This is a genomic window from Mesorhizobium loti (assembly GCF_013170705.1).
Taxonomy (GTDB): domain Bacteria; phylum Pseudomonadota; class Alphaproteobacteria; order Rhizobiales; family Rhizobiaceae; genus Mesorhizobium; species Mesorhizobium loti_D.
The window spans coordinates 2377612-2393507 of the sequence record NZ_CP033334.1; the positions used below are offsets into that span (position 1 = coordinate 2377612).

Below are 15896 nucleotides of genomic sequence, written 5' to 3' on the forward strand. Positions count from 1 at the left end.
CGGGTGCGGGAGCCAGGTCTGGCGCGGGCGGACAGCCGCCGCTGGGCCTCGACCAGTATGTGCAGCAGGCGCTGCAACTGCACCAGGCAGGGCGCCGGCAAGAGGCTGAGTCAATCTACCGGCAGGTGCTGGCGCGTCAGCCCAGACACGCGGCCGCGGCACATTTCCTGGGGCTGCTGCTGCATCAGACCGGACGCAGTGAAGAAGGGCTGGATCTCCTCGAGCAGTCCGTGAGCCTGCAGCCCACGAATCCCGATTTCCTCAACAATTTCGGCACGGTGATGCGCGACCTCGGCCGCGTTGCCGCGGCCATCGATTTCTTCCGTGGAGCGGTCGATCTGCGGCCGGACCAGCTCGCGGCGCGCGACAATCTCGGCTCGTCGCTGAACCAGCTCGGCCAGTTCGAGGAGGCCGAAGAGATTTATCGCGGCACGGTCGCGCGCAATCCATTTCATGTGCGCGCCCGCATCGGGCTTGCCGAAACCCTGCAGGAAGCCGGGCGGCTGAATGAGGCGCTGGCGACTTTTCGCGAGTCGCTGACCATCCGCCCCAAGGATGCCGACCTGCTGCACGGGCTCGGCGTCGGGCTTATGGAAAAGGGCAAGCTTGACGAGGCGGCCGATCTGTTCCGGCAGGCGCTGGCGATCAATCCCGGCATGGCCACGGCCTGGCTGATGCTGACGCAGGTCAAGCGCCAGAAGGAGCGCGATGCCGAATTGGCCGGCATGGAAGCCCAGCACGCCAAGGCGCCGCAGGACAGCCTGGCACGCATGCAGCTGTCCTTCGGCCTCGGCAAGGCCAATGACGATTTGAAGGACTACAACAGGGCCTTCGATTATTTCGCCGAAGGCAATGCCATTCGCCGCAAGGGCATCAACTACGATCCCGTCAGGACGCGTGCGGATTTCGAGGCGATGAAGACGGTATTCGATGCCGGGTTCTTCCAAAGGCACAGACCGAGCCCAATCACCGATGACGCGCCGATCTTCGTCGTCGGCATGCCGCGTTCGGGCACGACGCTGGTCGAGCAGATCATCGCCAGCCATCCGAAGGTCTATGGCGCGGGCGAGCTCAGCATCTTGAAGAAGGCGGTCGGCAAGCAGTTTCCGTCGACCATGCCGGGTGGCTTCCCCTGGGGTGTATCGGACGTGGACGATTCGGATTTTGCCGAGGCAGGCCAAGCCTATCTCGACATGCTGCATGCCCGCTATCCGCATATCAGCCACGTCACCGACAAGATGCCGGGCAACTTCCTGCTAATCGGCTTCATCCACATGATGATGCCGAAGGCCAGGATCATCCACGTCGCCCGCGATGCGGCGGCAACCTGCCTGTCGATCTACAAGGTGCATTTCCGGGGCGACAGCCACCGCTACGGCTACGACCTGGGCGAACTCGCAGATTTCCACAATCTCTACACCGATATCATGGCGCATTGGCATAGCGTTCTGCCCGGCGTCGTGCATGATGTGCGCTACGAGGATTTCGTCGCCGATCAGGAAGGGCAGAGCCGGGCCCTCATCGACTATCTCGGCCTGCCATGGGACGATGCCGTGCTGTCCTTCCACGATACCGACCGGCCGGTGCGCACGGCTTCCGCCGCGCAGGTGCGCCAGCCGATGTATCAAGGCTCGGTCGATCTGTGGAAGCGCTATGGCGATCGGCTGAAGCCGCTGCTCGACAAGCTAGGCTGATATTGAGGTGAGGCCGGCCTGACCTCAATCCAAACCTACCTTGGGGCCGAGCAATTCAAAGCTCTATGAACGGCTTGAAGCCGCCGAAGATCATGCGCTTCATATCGAAGGGCATGGGGCCCAGATCGGGTGTCAAACGCGGGTCGGCCATCACCTTGGCCATCACCGCATCGCGGCTTTGCCTGGATTCATAGACCGCCCAGGCGAAGACGACGATCTCGTCGTCCGTTGCCTGGACGGCACGCGGAAACGAGGTCACCTCGCCATAGGGCACGTCGTCGCCGATGCATTCGACATAGGCCAGCGCGCCGTGTTCCATCCATATGGGGCCCGCGAGGTTGGCGAGCTTCTTGTAGTCGTCGAGTTTGGCTTTTGGCACGGCCAGCACGAAACCATCGACATAGGACATGATAAACTCCTCTGTTGAAAAATGAGCGCCGGGTCGGCGGGGGTACGACCCGGCGCGGTGAGCGCGTCAACCCTGGCGGGCGACGCCTGCTCGCCAGGGAACCTATTTCACCGGCGCGTTCATCGCCCAGGCGACGCCGAACGGATCCTTCACCTGGCCCCAGCGGTCACCCCAGAACATCACCTGCAGCGGTGTCACGATCTCGCAGCCGGCATCGACGGCGCGTTGCCACCAGGCGTCGATATCGTCGTTGTCGAGATGGAGCTGCAGCGTGTAGCCTTGCGCATCCTTATGCGGGTGGCCGTGTTCGGGATAAGCATCGCCCAGCATCAGCGTCGAGCCGTTGATGTGGAGATGGATGTGCATGGTGCGGCCTTTTTCGTCGGCCGGATAGGCGAAGACTTCCTCGGCTCCAAAGGCCTTCTTGTAGAATTCGGCGGCCTTGATGGCGCCGTCGACCTGCAGATAGGGGGTCAGTCCGCCAAGCACTTCGGCTCGTGGTGGGGTCTGGTCGGTCATGTCTTGCTCCTCTTTGCATTTGGCTTGGCCTTGCAAAGCCTAGGACGCACGAGGTGACGGCAATTCTACATGGCCGCGAAAATTTTTTTAGCGGGCCGGGCCCGGGCAGGCCGGACGACTGGAGGTCTTGAGCGACAATCGCATGGACAGGCTGGCCGCGGTCATATGACCTTGGCCGTGAAGGTGGTTGCACGACGGCTGTTCTGCGCGTCGAAGAGTTCCGGAAAGCCGATGTCCTTGCGCAGTTCGGCTGGCAGCGAGAGCAGGATGCGTTCGCTGCGATGGCGGGCTCGTGCTGCCGCATATTGGGTGGCGATGCGACCGATGGATGAAAGGACGGACATGACAAGGTTCTCCCTGGGTTGATGCCGGCATCATCGTGTAGGCATCCCAAGGACGAGGCGGGTTCAGGCGATCCGACAGGTCGTCCAAATTATTTCAGCTGACCGAGGCGGCCAGCGCCGTGTCGTAATATTCCACCATCTCGATGACCTTGCCGTCGCGCAGGGTCCAGAAGTTGGCGGCGCGCATGACGAATTCCTTGCCGGTGGTTTTTCGCGTCAAATGGATTTCGACCTGCGCCGCGACCTTGTCGCCGCCGTCGATAATGTCCACCGGGACGAAGTTCCGGTATTCGAAATCACCGTCGAGCCCCATGAGGCGGGCAAGGAATTCCTGCTTGCCGTTGCCCGTGCCGATATAAGGCGCCTGCGGTTCGGCGACCCAGCGGAAGACGACGTCGTCGGAGCAGTGGGCCAGCGCGCCCACGATGTCGCGTTTCGCATAGGCATCATAAAGGGTCTTGACGACGTCCACCCCGCGCATGACCGGTCTCCTCCCTCGGCTTGCGAAACCCCGAGGATGCGCCTTTTTCGGCTGGCGGGAAAGTGCGGGCCGGCAAGCTCGAATGCCGGCCCGGCCAAAGGCATCGCCTTCAACCACCCGCGTCAGCCACTTGGCGGAAAAAGTCCTCGGGGTCCTCGACCTCGGTCAGGCGCCGCTTCTCGATCAGCCAGAAGCGGTTGCCGATGGCGCGGATGAAGGAGCGGTCGTGCGAGGCCAGGACGCAGCTGGCCTGGTGCTTGAGCAGTTCTTCCTCCAGCGCTTCCTGGCCATCGATATCAAGATGGTTGGTCGGCTCGTCGAGCAGGTAGAAGTTGGGGTTGGCGAGCCTCAGCGCCAGCATCATCAGCCGCGCCTTCTGGCCGCCGGACAGGACGCCGATCTTTTTCTCCTGCATCTCGATGACCACGCCGGCGCCGGCAAGCAACGAGCGGGCGCGCTGTTCGCCAACATCATAGCGGCGCGACACCATCGCCAGCGGCGTGTCGTCGCCGCTGATGCCCGACAGCGCCTGGTCGCTGTAGCCGAGCACCGTCGACGGCGTCACCTTCACATTCGCGATCGTGTCGGGCTCGACGACGGCGTTGCGGATCAGGCCGACGAAGCGCGATTTGCCGACACCGTTGCGGCCGAGCAGAATGATGCGGTCGCCCTGGCAGATATGGCGCTTGCCGGTCCTGAACAGCAGCGTGCCGTCCGGCGTTTCCACCGCCGCGTCGTCGAGCGTGATCAGAACCTTGGCGTGGGTGCCGCGATTGGCCAGTTTTATTGCGCCGGCCGATTTCTCGCGATGCGCCGATACCGCCGCCTCTTCCAGCTTTTCCGCCCGTTCCTTGAGCTGCCTGGTTTTCACCGTCAAAAGGTCGCTGCCGGAATTGATGCCGATGTTGTTGAGCTTGGCGGCTTGCTTTCGCAGCTGCTGGACGACCTTCATGTCACGTTCGAACTTGCGTGCCGTCGAGGCGTCGACCTCGTCGAGCGCCTGCCTGGCGCGGGAGTAGGGCAGCGCAAACACCGGCGATTGTTCCGGCCGCAGGAACAGCGTCCGGTTGGTGGTGGCGTCGAGGAAGGCGCGGTCGTGGCTGGCGATGATAACAGGCACTTCGCGCGGCAGGGCGTTCAACCAGCTTTCCAGCTGGCTGATGCGGGCAAGGTCGAGATGGTTGGTCGGCTCGTCGAGCAGCAGCACGTCGGGATCGGTGACCCAGACGCGGGCAATCAGCGCCAGCCTCTGCCAGCCGCCGCTCAGCGCCCGCATTTCCCGTTCGCGCATCGGCTCGGGCACGTCGAGCGAATCCAGCACCACGTCGACGCGCCACATCTCGCTGTCGGCCTGCTCGGGGGGCAAGGCATCGGCAACCACCTGATGGAAGGTGCGTCCAAGCAAGGCAGGGGCAACGGCCTGCTCGACATGGCCGACGCGCAGGCCGCGTGTGCGGGTGATGTCGCCGGAGGTCGGTTCCATCTCGCCGGTCAGGCATTTCAGCAAGGTCGACTTGCCGCGGCCATTGGCGGCGACAATGCCGAGCCGGTCGCCAGTGCCGATGGTGAGGTCGAGGTGAGCGAAAAGCGGCGCACTCATGGTGACGCCGAGGGATTTGAGGCTGATCAGGGCCATTGGATTCCGCTTTTTGGTTGGCGCATGATCCTTTCCGAAAACCATCCGGGTTTTGGGGTCATGCGCTCTTGCCGGAGACACCTCCGGATGCACTTTGACGGTGCGCGTGCTGGCCATCAGGCTCGGCGTTGCGCACCACGAAGGGCAGACCAAAAAATCGAAGCGGGAAAAAACCCGGACCGTCCCTGGTCAGCCCTGCAAGCTAGCTCGCAGGGCAGAAATCGGGCCACGCTGACGATGGTGACGATGAAACGTAAACACGTGAGCCCTCCTTTCAAAACGTTCGAGTGTGTGGAGCGATTACACCAAAGGCAGGGGTGGAGGCAAGTGGAGCGAAGTTTCCTTCTCCGACAACGGGAGAAGGGGAAGAGCGCTACCGCCCCGGCCGCCCCGTCTTGCCCGGCCGGCGCTTCTCTCTGCGGGCATCGCCTGGATCCTCGTAGGAGCCAATGCCGGCGCGCTGGCGAACGATTGGTTTGGCGGAATCGTCGCCTTCCTTCGCGGCCCCCTCTGTCCTGCCGGCCCTCGCTTGGGCGGAGATCGGCTGGGGCTTTGCCGGCATCTTTCCCTCGACCGGCTTTTCGGTGCGCCGCACCGTCATCTCGTCGAGCGAGTTTTTCTTGAACAGCGGTTTGACCGGCTCGCCGGGAATGCCGAAATCGGAGCCGTGTGCTTCCTGGGCGGACTGTTTCTTGAACAGCGAGCGCGACACGGCACCTGCCGGCGTCGGCATGTCGGTGCCCGGGCCCATGTCGTCAATCGATGGCTTGGCGAAGAGCGGCTTCTTCACCGGCACGGCGCCATCGGCGCCCATCTCGTCAAGCGCCGGCTTGCGGAAGAGGTTGGGCCGGGCCGCCTTGGCTGCCTCTTCGGTGGCGCGCGCTTCGTCGAGCTTCCGGAACCGCTCCTGCTCCTCCGCCGTACGGTGTTTGGCAACGCCCTTGTTGTGCTTGCCCTTTTCGCGGCCCGAGACCGGGCTTTCCATGTCGGCGTATTTGGCAAGCGGGTCTTCGGAGATCGAGAGTTCCATCTCGCGCAGACGCTTGATCTCGTCGCGGATGCGCGCGGCCTTCTCGAAGTCGAGATTGGCGGCGGCGTCGCGCATCTGCTTTTCCATGGCGTCGAGATGGGCCTTGAGGTTGTTGCCCATCATGGCGCCGGCGCTGTCGGTGAACTGCGAGATGTCGGCGCGGACGTGGTCTTTTTCGTAGACCGAGTCGAGAATGTCCGAGATGCGCGACTTGACCGATTCCGGCGTGATGCCGTTGGCCGCGTTCCATTCCATCTGCTTTTCGCGGCGGCGGTTGGTCTCGGCCATCGCTCGCTCCATCGAGCCGGTGACCTGGTCCGCATAGAGGATGACCTTGCCGTCGACGTTGCGGGCGGCGCGGCCGATGGTCTGGATCAGCGAGGTCTCCGAACGCAGGAATCCTTCCTTGTCGGCGTCAAGAATGGCGACGAAGCCGCATTCGGGAATGTCGAGGCCCTCGCGCAGAAGGTTGATGCCGACCAGCACGTCGAAGGCACCGAGGCGCAAATCGCGCAGGATCTCGATGCGCTCGAGCGTGTCGATGTCGGAGTGCATGTAGCGCACGCGCACGCCCTGCTCGTGCAGGTATTCCGTCAAATCCTCGGCCATGCGCTTGGTCAGCACCGTGACCAGCGTGCGATAACCGGCGGCCGTGGTCTCGCGGATCTCGCCGACGACATCGTCGACCTGGCTTTTCGCCGGGCGCACCTCGACCGGCGGATCGATCAGGCCGGTCGGGCGAATGACCTGCTCGGCGAAGACGCCGCCGGATTGTTCCATTTCCCAGCTGCCAGGTGTCGCCGAAACAGCGACGGAGAGCGGGCGCATGGCGTCCCATTCCTCGAAGCGCAGCGGCCGGTTGTCCATGCAGGAGGGCAGGCGGAAGCCATATTCGGCCAGCGTCGCCTTGCGCCTGAAGTCGCCGCGATACATGCCGCCGATCTGCGGCACGGTGACGTGGCTTTCGTCGATGAAGACCAGCGCATTGTCGGGAATGTATTCGAACAGGGTCGGCGGTGGATCGCCCGGCTGGCGGCCAGTGAGGTAGCGCGAATAGTTCTCGATGCCGGCGCAGGAGCCGGTGGCTTCCAGCATTTCGAGGTCGAAACGGGTGCGCTGCTCCAGCCGCTGTGCTTCGAGCAGGCGGCCGGCCCGCTCCAGTTCCACCAGCCGGTGCTTGAGTTCTTCCTTGATCGACTTGATCGCCTGGTTCAGCGTCGGGCGCGGCGTCACATAGTGCGAATTGGCGTAGATCTTGACGCTCTTCAGCTCGCCGGTCTTCTGGCCGGTCAGCGGGTCGAACTCGGTGATCTGCTCGATCTCGTCGCCGAACATAGAGATGCGCCAGGCGCGGTCTTCCAAGTGGGCCGGAAAGATCTCGATCGTGTCGCCGCGCACGCGAAACGAGCCGCGCACGAAATTGATGTCCTGGCGCTTGTATTGCTGGGCGACGAGATCGGCGAGCAAAGCGCGCTGGTCGAGCCGGTCGCCGATCTGCATCTGGAAGGTCATCGCCGTATAGGTCTCGACCGAGCCGATACCGTAGATGCAGGACACCGAGGCGACGATGATGACGTCATCGCGCTCGAGCAGAGACCGCGTCGCCGAATGGCGCATGCGGTCGATCTGCTCGTTGATCGAGGATTCCTTCTCGATGAAGGTGTCGGTGCGCGGGACGTAGGCTTCCGGCTGGTAGTAGTCGTAATAGGAGACGAAATACTCCACCGCGTTGTCGGGAAAGAATTTCTTGAACTCGGAATAGAGCTGCGCGGCCAGCGTCTTGTTGGGCGCCAGGATCAGGGCGGGGCGCTGCGTCTCCTCGATCACCTTGGCCATGGTGAAGGTCTTGCCGGAGCCGGTGACGCCAAGCAGCACCTGGGTGCGGTCGTTGTTTTCGACGCCTTCGACAAGATCCTTGATCGCGGTCGGCTGGTCGCCGGCCGGTTCGAAATCCGACACCATCTTGATGGCGATGCCGCCCTCGGACTTTTCCGGCCGGGCGGGACGGTGCGGTGTCCACAACACGCCGTCCTTGTGCAGCGGATTGCCGGATTCGATCAGTGCCGAGAGGGCGGCGACCGTCGCGGTGACGCCGCTCGACGTCATCGTCTCGGCTTCTTCCAGCGAAACATCGAGGCCGGCGACCGGATTGAGGCCCGCCGCCGCGCGTTCGCGGGCGGTGGCCGCGCCGCCCATCGAGGTGCCGCGGGCGGTGCGTCCGGGCGCGGCGGAGCGTTCGGGGATCTTCTTCGACTTGGCGCTTTCCCTCCCCCTCGAGGGGAGGGTGGCGGCAGCGCCGCCGGGTGGGGTCGGTTCGACCGGGCTCGGCGCTCCAGCGGTGCCTTCCGCGGCGACCCCCTCTGTCGCCTTTGGCGACATCTCCCCCTCGAGGGGGGAGATTAAGGGGCGGCCTTCGCGTTCCGCCTCCTGTTCGATCTGCTCGGCCCAGTCGGCGATCGAACCGCTCAGCGGCGTGCCCGAGAGTTCAGGCTGAGGCATCTCGGCGAAGCCGCCCCTGTGCAGCGGCTCCGAGGCGTCGAGGAAATCTGTCAGTGGGCTGCGCCGCTTCGGCGCGGCGCGGTCGTCCGCCGTCGGCGGCGTTCTTTTTTCGGGGGATTTGGCCATGACCCGAATATGGGAGGTCTTGGTGAAAATGGAAAGAGCGCGATGTGGCAAGCCGCATGCCCCGACGCAGCTCCTGACAGAAGGCTGTCAGGAGGAGGCAGTGCCAGGGATTGCCTGCGTGTCGCGGTCAGGCGCCGCGTGCGTTGTCCGCCGCCACACGGGTCGCCGATCCGTTCAGGCGCGGCACCACGACGAGCCGCGTGACCTTGCCCTTCTTGAAGGCGGCGAGGAAGCGGGCATAGTCCCTGAAGACGACGCAGCCATTGGACTCGGCGCGGCCGCCGCGCAGCATGTAGGTGTGGGCGAGCAGGCCGTTGCGGTTGTACTTGTTGCCGCCATTCACCGGTGTCAGGCGTATGGCCTCGACACCATGGAAGCGGGATTCGCGCAGCGACAGATTGTAGGTGTTGGGCGGCGTCGGGCCGCGATCCTTGACGTCGACATAGCGCGGCTGGTCGACCATGGCGCCGAGACCCGAATGTGCCTCGAGCCGCTGGCCGTCGGGCATGTAGACGGTCTTGGCGCTGATGTCATAGACGGCGACGCCGTGGCCGGCTCCGCTTCCGGCGCTCGGCCCGTTGAACAGGTTCCTGAACGCCTGGCCAAGGCCGCCAGAGGGCGTATCCGGCCTGGCATAGGCCAGCACGTCGCCGCCTTCGCCAGACCGGCCGGCGCGGGCTGGCCTTGCCGGCTGGGCTTGCTGGCCCGGCCTTGCCTGCGGCGCCGGCTTCTGCTGGGCGAGTTTGGGCTGGGCAATCCTGGGCTGCGGCGCCGGCTCATCCTGCTCCACGGCCTTGGGTTGCGGCGCGTCATATTGCGGGCGACGGGTCGGCAGCGGCACGTCGTCGGTCAGCGCATCCGGCAAGGAGGCGGCATCACCGGGCTGTTCCTGCTGGGTCTCGACAGGCGCAACCGCGACATCGGCGGAGGATTCGGTCATCGGCAGCGGCGAGGCGAATGCTTCGTCCTCGACGGGCATCGACTGCACGAGGGCCAGCGCCAGTTGCGCATTGTCAGGCGTCTCCGACTGGGCAAAGCCCATCGGCGCGGGCGCGGTCTGCACGACAACCGAACCGGTATCGGCAGGAGCGAAGCGTTCCGCCGCTGGAGCCGGCATGTCATCGGACAGGCTGGCCATGACCTGAACGGAAGGCACCAGCGAGGCCTCGGTAATCCGCGGCGCGGCCTTGGAAATCACCGGGCGGGCGTCGGCCGTGGCAACAGGCTTGCCGGCACCGGCAAGGGCGGCGGCAAGCTTGGTCGGCGACAGCGACGCTTCCACGCGTTCGAAACGCTCCTGCGCTTTCGACTTCACAATTGGCTGTTCCGGTTTTGCCTGCGCCACCAGGCGTGCGGATTTCTTCGCCAGCGGGCTCACGCGGGCCAGCTTGAAGCAACTGGCGCCGCATTGCACGGCATGATCGTGCAGCGCCTGCGCGCCGCCATGGGCATTGGCGAGCACGAAAGGCGCCGAGGATATGAGGAAATGCTGCTTCAGCGGATCGGCCAGCGCCAGCGAGCCAGGCATGGACAGCGTCTGCGGCAGGCCGCCCGATGTCGCCGACAACGAGGCGCCCACGGAACTGAGGCCGGCCATGGTGCCGACCAGCCAGAGGCCGACGGCAGCGCTGACACCGGGCACCGCGACCCAGCGGACGAGCCGTTGCGGGTTGAAGGAAGGGGTGCGAGGCGCATCGACGAACTCGCCGCCCTCGCGCTGGTCCCGGATTATTTTTCGTTTACTCGACAACGCCATGCAACCAATCTTGCTCCAATCGGTTTTCCCCGTACGTGGCCTTGTCAGCCGCGACGACCATTCTGCGAGTGATCCCAGGTGGTCCCCGACGCGTTTGCCGCGCCTGTCGTTGGTTGCCGATTGCTTCAAAATATGGACAAAGTTGGTTAACCAATCCCTCTCAAAACCAACCAAGAGACGTGGACTTTGTGCCAAAAAAGGCTCGTCCACGATCATGCACGCGGTATTGCAGCCCTTCCGAAGCAAGTTTGCTGCCTGTTTTTGACGGCCGAGTCAAGCGAAACAGCCTGCGCCAAATCAGCAAAAAGCCACCCGGGATCATGCTGGGTGAGGGGTGGTTGCCGATCGTTTCGGCCGAAAAAGACCCTGTCGATCGGCCGAACTGTTGCCCTCCTGCCACAAAATCCTGAGCCCGGCGGCTGCCTTCCGGCGGCCATTGACTCGTTTTGGGAGGCGGTGCAATCGGATTAAAGTGCTTGGTTTTGGGGTGGCAAAGGCCACTTTTGGAGGCTTTTTCCATGAAGCGTCGCGACTTCTTGGCGCTGTCGGCGGGTGCTGCGGCGTTTTCCATTCTTCCGGCCTCGGTCAGGGCCAATGTGCCGGTTCCCTACGACCGCAACGCCGAACTCCCATTCAATGACAAAAAATCGTTCATCGACTGGATGGTGGCCAATCGGGGCGAGGATCCGAAGTTCCTGGCCGAGCGATTCGATCGCTTCCAGGTCATGGTCTACAACAAGGACGTGCTGGACGACCGCAACAAGCGTGCTTTCCTCGCCACTCCGCGCGAGGAATTCGTGCTGCCGCAGAATCTGGCGCGAGCCTATGATCATGCCTTCCTCGACATCGGCTACGGCGTGACCATTTCCGGCCCGCATCTCGTCGGGCGCATGACGACGGCTATCGATGTGCAGTTTGGCGAAGCCGTGCTCGAGGTCGGCACAGGCTCCGGCTACCAGTCGGCCTATCTGGCCAATCTCACCGACAAGGTACACACGATCGAGATCATCAATCCGCTGGCACAGCGCACCCGCCGCACCTATGACGCGCTGATCGATCGCGGATACAGCGTGTTCGGCTCCGTCACCAGCCGCAGTGCCGACGGCTATTATGGCTGGGAGAGCGTCGGCCCGTTCGACAAGATAATCGTCACCTGCGGCATCGACCACATCCCGCCTTCGCTGCTGCAGCAGCTCAAGCCCAACGGCGTCATGGTCATTCCGGTCGGTCCGCCGGGCGCCCAGCACGTGCTGAAGGTGATCAAGCAGCAACTCGTCGACGGCACGTTCAACATCGTCCGCTCGGACATCTACAATGGCAAGGTGGTGCCGTTCGTGCCGTTCACCAAGCTGGAAGGCGACCAGATCGTCGGCACGCACAACGGATGAGTTGCCGCGCCGGTCCAAGCCTGTTGGGCTGAACCGCCGCATCAAGGGGCTTGAATGACGGCTGTCGTATCGACCTCCCGGCCAAGCATCGCCTCGCTCGAGGCGCCGCGGTTCGCGCACTATTTGGCGGTCGGGCTGATCGCCGGCGCCATCATCGCGCTGCAGATCGCGGTGATGCGCGTCTTCGCTGTCGGCAGCTGGTCGCATTTCGGCTCGCTGGTGGTCAGCCTCGCCATGCTCGGCTTCTCGCTGTCCAGCGTCGTCATCTTCGCCGGCAAGGGCTGGTTCGATCGCCATTGGCAAGTTGCCGCCACGGCGGCCCTGCTGCTGATCGGCCCGCTCGCGGTCGGCTCCAACCTCATTGCCCAGACAGTGCCGTTCAACGCCATCTTCCTGGTTTCCGACCCCGAGCAGAAGTGGCGACTCCTGGCGAATTTCCTGCTCTATCTCCTGCCGTTCCTGGCCGGTGCCTTCTTTCTCGGCATCGTCTTCCTGAAAAGCCGCACCGCCTTCGGCCGCGTCTATTTCGCCGACCTTACCGGTTCGGGGCTGGCCGGCCTCGTGGTTCTGGTGTCGCTTTATCTTTTCGCGCCGGAGACCATCATCGTCGTGCCGTTGCTTTTGTGGGCGGCCGGGGCGCTGCTGTGGTTCCTCGCGTTCGGTGCCTGGAAGAGTGTCGTCGCCGGCGTGGTCGTCGCGGCGCTGTCGATATCAGGCTATCTCATGCTGCCCGGCCTGCTCGGCATCCCCGACATCGCCGTGTCGCAGTACAAGGGTGTCGCCTATGCCCGCAACTTCCCGGACGGCAAGCGTATCTACCGCAGCGTCTCGCCCTTCGGCGACCTGCAGGTCTATGCCAGCTCCTACATGCATTTCGCGCCGGGCCTGAGCGACAACGCCGCCTTCGGCATGCCCGAGGTTCCGGCCAACACCTATGTCGGCATGTATCGCGACGGCGAGGGGCCGGAAGGTATCATGCGCAATCTGGCGCCGGCCGAGCAGGTCTATTTCCGCTACCTGCCGATGCACTATCCCTATGTCATCAAGGACAAGCCCAAGACATTCGTCGTGCAATTCGGCGGCGGTATCTCGACGCAGGCCGCGCTCAATGCCGGATCGACCTCGGTGACCGTCGCCGAGAGCAACCCGATGACGTTGCGGGCGTTCCGCGATCCGGTGCTGAAGGACGTGACCGGCGACATCCTGGCCGAGCCTCGGCTCAAGGTGATCGACTATGACGGGCGGCTGTTCCTCGCCAACACGACAGAGCGCTACGACGTCATCGACCTCAGCCTCGCCGACAGCGTCGGCCTGTCCAATCCCGGCGGCTTCGCCATTTCGGAGAAATACGCCTACACGCATGAGGCGATGCTGAGCTACATGCACGCCCTGGCCGATGGCGGCGTGCTGTCGGTGACCTTGTGGAACAAGGAAGAGCCGCCGAAGTCGGTGCTGAAGCTCTATGCGACCATCGCCGAGGCCGCCAGGACGTTCGACAGCCAAGGCGCGGCCAACGACATCTTCGCCGTGTCGAGCTACCTGTCGACGACAACGGTGCTGTTCAAGCGCGGCGGCTTCACCGAGGCCGAGATCAAGACGCTGCGGGACTACACGAGGTCGATGTCCTGGGAGGAAGTCTATTATCCGGGAATGGCTTATGACGGTTCGGGCGCGCAAAAGGTGCTCGATGATTACCGTGCCTCGATCTTCGGCAGCGGACAGGACGCGACGCTGACGCTGCCCGCCGCCGATGCGACCGCGCCAGCCGACGCTACCGGGCCTGCAAACCCCGACTGCGATCCGACGGCACCCGCCGATCCGACGCTCGATGCCTGCGCGGGCGCCGGCGGCGAGGCCGGCCCGCAGGTGTTGCCGGCGACGGAACTGCAACGCATGACCTGGCATGCGCTCTTGACCGGTGGCTGGCAGAAGCTTGCCAACGATTATGTCTTCGACGCACGAGCGCTGAGCAACGACCAGCCCTATTTCGCGGCCTATGTGAAGGTCGCCGACCTGCCGCGCACGCTGGACCGGCTCGACCTGTTCCAGGACGATTGGGGCTACCTGCTGATCTGGGCGACGCTCGGCATCACCTGCATCACGGCCGCATCGCTGGTGCTGCTGCCGGTCATCTTCGGCTGGCGCATCGTGTTCTCGCGCTCGCGCGGCAAGCTCGGCACCATCCTCTATTTCGCCTGTCTCGGCCTCGGCTACATCATGGTCGAGGTCGGGCTGATCAGCCGCTTCACCGTGGCGCTCGCCAATCCGACCGTGTCGGCCTCGGTGCTGATCTCCTCGATGCTGGTGTTTTCCGGGCTCGGCAGCCTGTTCGCCGAGCGCATCTTCGACCGCGCCAGGACGCTGCTGCCCGTCGTGCTGCTGGCGGTCTGCGTGCTGCTCTTCGCCTATGGCTTCTATCTGTCGCCGGTGCTCGACCGGATCGGCGCCTATCCCTATGCGGTGCGGCTGCTGCTCTGCTTTCTGCTGGTGTCGCCGCCGGCCTTCCTGATGGGCATGCCGATGGCCATCGCCATGACCTGGCTGGCGCGGCTCGGCAAGGAGCATCTGTTCGTCTGGGCCTGGGGCATCAATGGCTGCTTCTCGGTCATCGGTTCGGCCGCTGTGCCTATCATCGCCACCAGCTTCGGGCTGAGCGCCGTGCTGCAATGGTCGGCGATCGCCTATCTCATCGCCATCCCGGCCTTCTTCGCCGTGCTGTTGCCGTCGAAGGCGCCTGATGTGCGGCTGGTGGCGGCCTGATGCCGGACCGGCGCGCCATCGTTGCCGGACTGCTGGCCACGGCGGCGTTTCCTGTGGCAAGCCAGGGGGCGCGCTTGCACAAGGCCATCTCGACCATCGTGCCGTTCAAGGCGTCACCCTTTCCCTACCGGGGCAAGCTGCCCGACGGCTCCGCGCCGTTTCTCGACGTGACGGCGGCGGACGGAAGGCGCGGTCACACCTCGCCGCGCGGCGGCATCTATTGGGAGAACGAGACCTATTCCGACCGCTCGACGCTGCTCGCCGTGCCAAAAGGCTTCGATCCGGCCAAGCCGGCGGTCATTGTCGTGTTCTTCCACGGCAATGGCGCCACCTTGCAGCGCGATGTGGTCGGTCGCCAGCGTGTCGTCGCGCAGGTCGAGGCCTCCGGCCTCAACGCCGTGCTGGTGGCGCCGCAATTCGCCAGCAACGCGCAGGATTCCAGCGCCGGCAATTTCTGGACGCCGGGCTATTTTGCGGAGTTCATGGCCGAGGCGGCGCAAGGCCTGGCCAAGCTGACCGGCGCCAAGGTGGCGAAATTCGACGCCATGCCGGTGGTGCTGGTCGCCTATAGTGGCGGCTACAATCCCGCCGCCTTTATTCTCAGGAATGGTGACGTCGGCGACCGGTTGCTCGGCGTCATCCTGCTCGACGCCGTCTTCGACGAGGCCGACATCTTCGCCAACTGGGTCGCGCGGCACCGGAAGCGTTTCTTCGTCAGCGCCTATGGCAAATCCTCGGCCTCCGGCAATGCCGAGATCAGGCAGTTGCTGGCGGGCCAGGGCATCAACGCCAGTTCCGATCCGCCACGCCGCCTCGAAGCCGGGACGGTTGTCTTCCTTGCCTCGGACGCCGCCCACGATACGTTCGTCACCCGCGCCTTCGTCGGCAATCCGGTGCAATGGCTGCTTGCCCGGCTGTCTGGATTCCAGCGCTAGATTTGGAGGTTTCAGTTCCCGGCCATGCTTCTGACCGCCATCGTCATTGCCCAGATATTGGACCCGCTCAGGATTCTGCTGGTCGGGATCGCCTATTTCCTCAGCCGGGTGGCCAAGCGGCCAAATGTCGGCTGGCTTGGGTTGCTCGTGGCGATTGTCGTCATCGCCGCCGGATTTCCGTTCGTGATATTCGGCCAGTCCGGCGACATCGCCTGGACGACCGCTGCGATCGGCGTGATCTCGAACGCGCTCATTGCCGGCGCGGTGGCCGGGCTTCTACGGCTACAGCGGCTGTTTTTCTAAAGGGCGTCGGGCGATA

General features: G+C 64.2%; 13 protein-coding genes. 5 read left to right on the forward strand and 8 right to left on the reverse strand.

The window, feature by feature from the left end; translation table 11 throughout:
* Nucleotides 1-59 precede the first annotated feature (59 nt).
* Complete coding sequence (locus EB815_RS11660) at nucleotides 60-1694, forward strand: tetratricopeptide repeat-containing sulfotransferase family protein (protein WP_056578902.1); 1635 nt, start codon at nucleotides 60-62, stop codon at nucleotides 1692-1694.
* A 55-nt stretch (nucleotides 1695-1749) separates the two neighbouring features.
* On the opposite strand, the gene EB815_RS11665 is transcribed toward EB815_RS11660, so the two are convergent.
* The 8 genes from EB815_RS11665 to EB815_RS11700 all read right to left on the reverse strand — a co-directional run bounded on the left by EB815_RS11665 (nucleotide 1750) and on the right by EB815_RS11700 (nucleotide 11014).
* The gene (locus EB815_RS11665; protein WP_056578899.1) at nucleotides 1750-2103 is read right to left on the reverse strand and encodes a DUF1428 domain-containing protein; all 354 of its coding nucleotides are present in this window, start codon (nucleotides 2101-2103) and stop codon (nucleotides 1750-1752) included.
* Between the two features lie 102 nt (nucleotides 2104-2205).
* Complete coding sequence (locus EB815_RS11670) at nucleotides 2206-2622, reverse strand: VOC family protein (protein WP_056578896.1); 417 nt, start codon at nucleotides 2620-2622, stop codon at nucleotides 2206-2208.
* A 161-nt stretch (nucleotides 2623-2783) separates the two neighbouring features.
* Nucleotides 2784-2966 carry a hypothetical protein gene (locus EB815_RS11675; protein ID WP_056578894.1) on the reverse strand — a complete coding sequence of 61 codons (183 nt, stop codon included), beginning with the start codon at nucleotides 2964-2966 and terminating at the stop codon, nucleotides 2784-2786.
* A gap of 94 nt (nucleotides 2967-3060) precedes the next feature.
* Nucleotides 3061-3447: a nuclear transport factor 2 family protein gene (locus EB815_RS11680; RefSeq protein WP_056578891.1), complete on the reverse strand. Its 387-nt coding sequence runs from the start codon at nucleotides 3445-3447 to the stop codon at nucleotides 3061-3063.
* Between the two features lie 109 nt (nucleotides 3448-3556).
* Nucleotides 3557-5083 (reverse strand): ABC-F family ATP-binding cassette domain-containing protein, encoded by a 1527-nt coding sequence (locus EB815_RS11685; protein WP_056579028.1) that lies wholly within the window; start codon nucleotides 5081-5083, stop codon nucleotides 3557-3559.
* A gap of 373 nt (nucleotides 5084-5456) precedes the next feature.
* Nucleotides 5457-8738 carry an excinuclease ABC subunit UvrB gene (gene uvrB, locus EB815_RS11690; protein ID WP_056578888.1) on the reverse strand — a complete coding sequence of 1094 codons (3282 nt, stop codon included), beginning with the start codon at nucleotides 8736-8738 and terminating at the stop codon, nucleotides 5457-5459.
* Between the two features lie 127 nt (nucleotides 8739-8865).
* Entirely contained in the window at nucleotides 8866-10494 is a 1629-nt protein-coding gene (locus tag EB815_RS11695) for a DUF2778 domain-containing protein (RefSeq protein WP_056578885.1), read from the reverse strand.
* A 160-nt stretch (nucleotides 10495-10654) separates the two neighbouring features.
* Nucleotides 10655-11014 carry a hypothetical protein gene (locus EB815_RS11700; RefSeq protein ID WP_155772538.1) on the reverse strand — a complete coding sequence of 120 codons (360 nt, stop codon included), beginning with the start codon at nucleotides 11012-11014 and terminating at the stop codon, nucleotides 10655-10657.
* Here EB815_RS11700 and EB815_RS11705 point away from each other — a divergent pair.
* Genes EB815_RS11705 through EB815_RS11720 form a run of 4 tightly spaced genes read left to right on the forward strand, consistent with a single transcriptional unit; the run spans nucleotide 11013 to nucleotide 15880 of the window.
* Nucleotides 11013-11882, forward strand: coding sequence for a protein-L-isoaspartate O-methyltransferase family protein (locus tag EB815_RS11705; protein WP_056578881.1), 870 nt, complete (start codon nucleotides 11013-11015; stop codon nucleotides 11880-11882). The two genes, EB815_RS11700 and EB815_RS11705, sit on opposite strands and share 2 nt — an antisense overlap.
* Nucleotides 11883-11936: 54 nt before the next feature.
* The gene (locus tag EB815_RS11710) at nucleotides 11937-14642 is read left to right on the forward strand and encodes a hypothetical protein (protein WP_056578879.1); all 2706 of its coding nucleotides are present in this window, start codon (nucleotides 11937-11939) and stop codon (nucleotides 14640-14642) included.
* Nucleotides 14642-15577 carry a hypothetical protein gene (locus EB815_RS11715; RefSeq protein WP_056578877.1) on the forward strand — a complete coding sequence of 312 codons (936 nt, stop codon included), beginning with the start codon at nucleotides 14642-14644 and terminating at the stop codon, nucleotides 15575-15577. Before EB815_RS11710 ends, EB815_RS11715 begins: the two co-directional genes overlap by 1 nt.
* 24 nt (nucleotides 15578-15601) lie before the next feature.
* Nucleotides 15602-15880, forward strand: coding sequence for a hypothetical protein (locus tag EB815_RS11720; RefSeq protein ID WP_056578874.1), 279 nt, complete (start codon nucleotides 15602-15604; stop codon nucleotides 15878-15880).
* The last annotated feature ends 16 nt before the right edge of the window (nucleotides 15881-15896 follow it).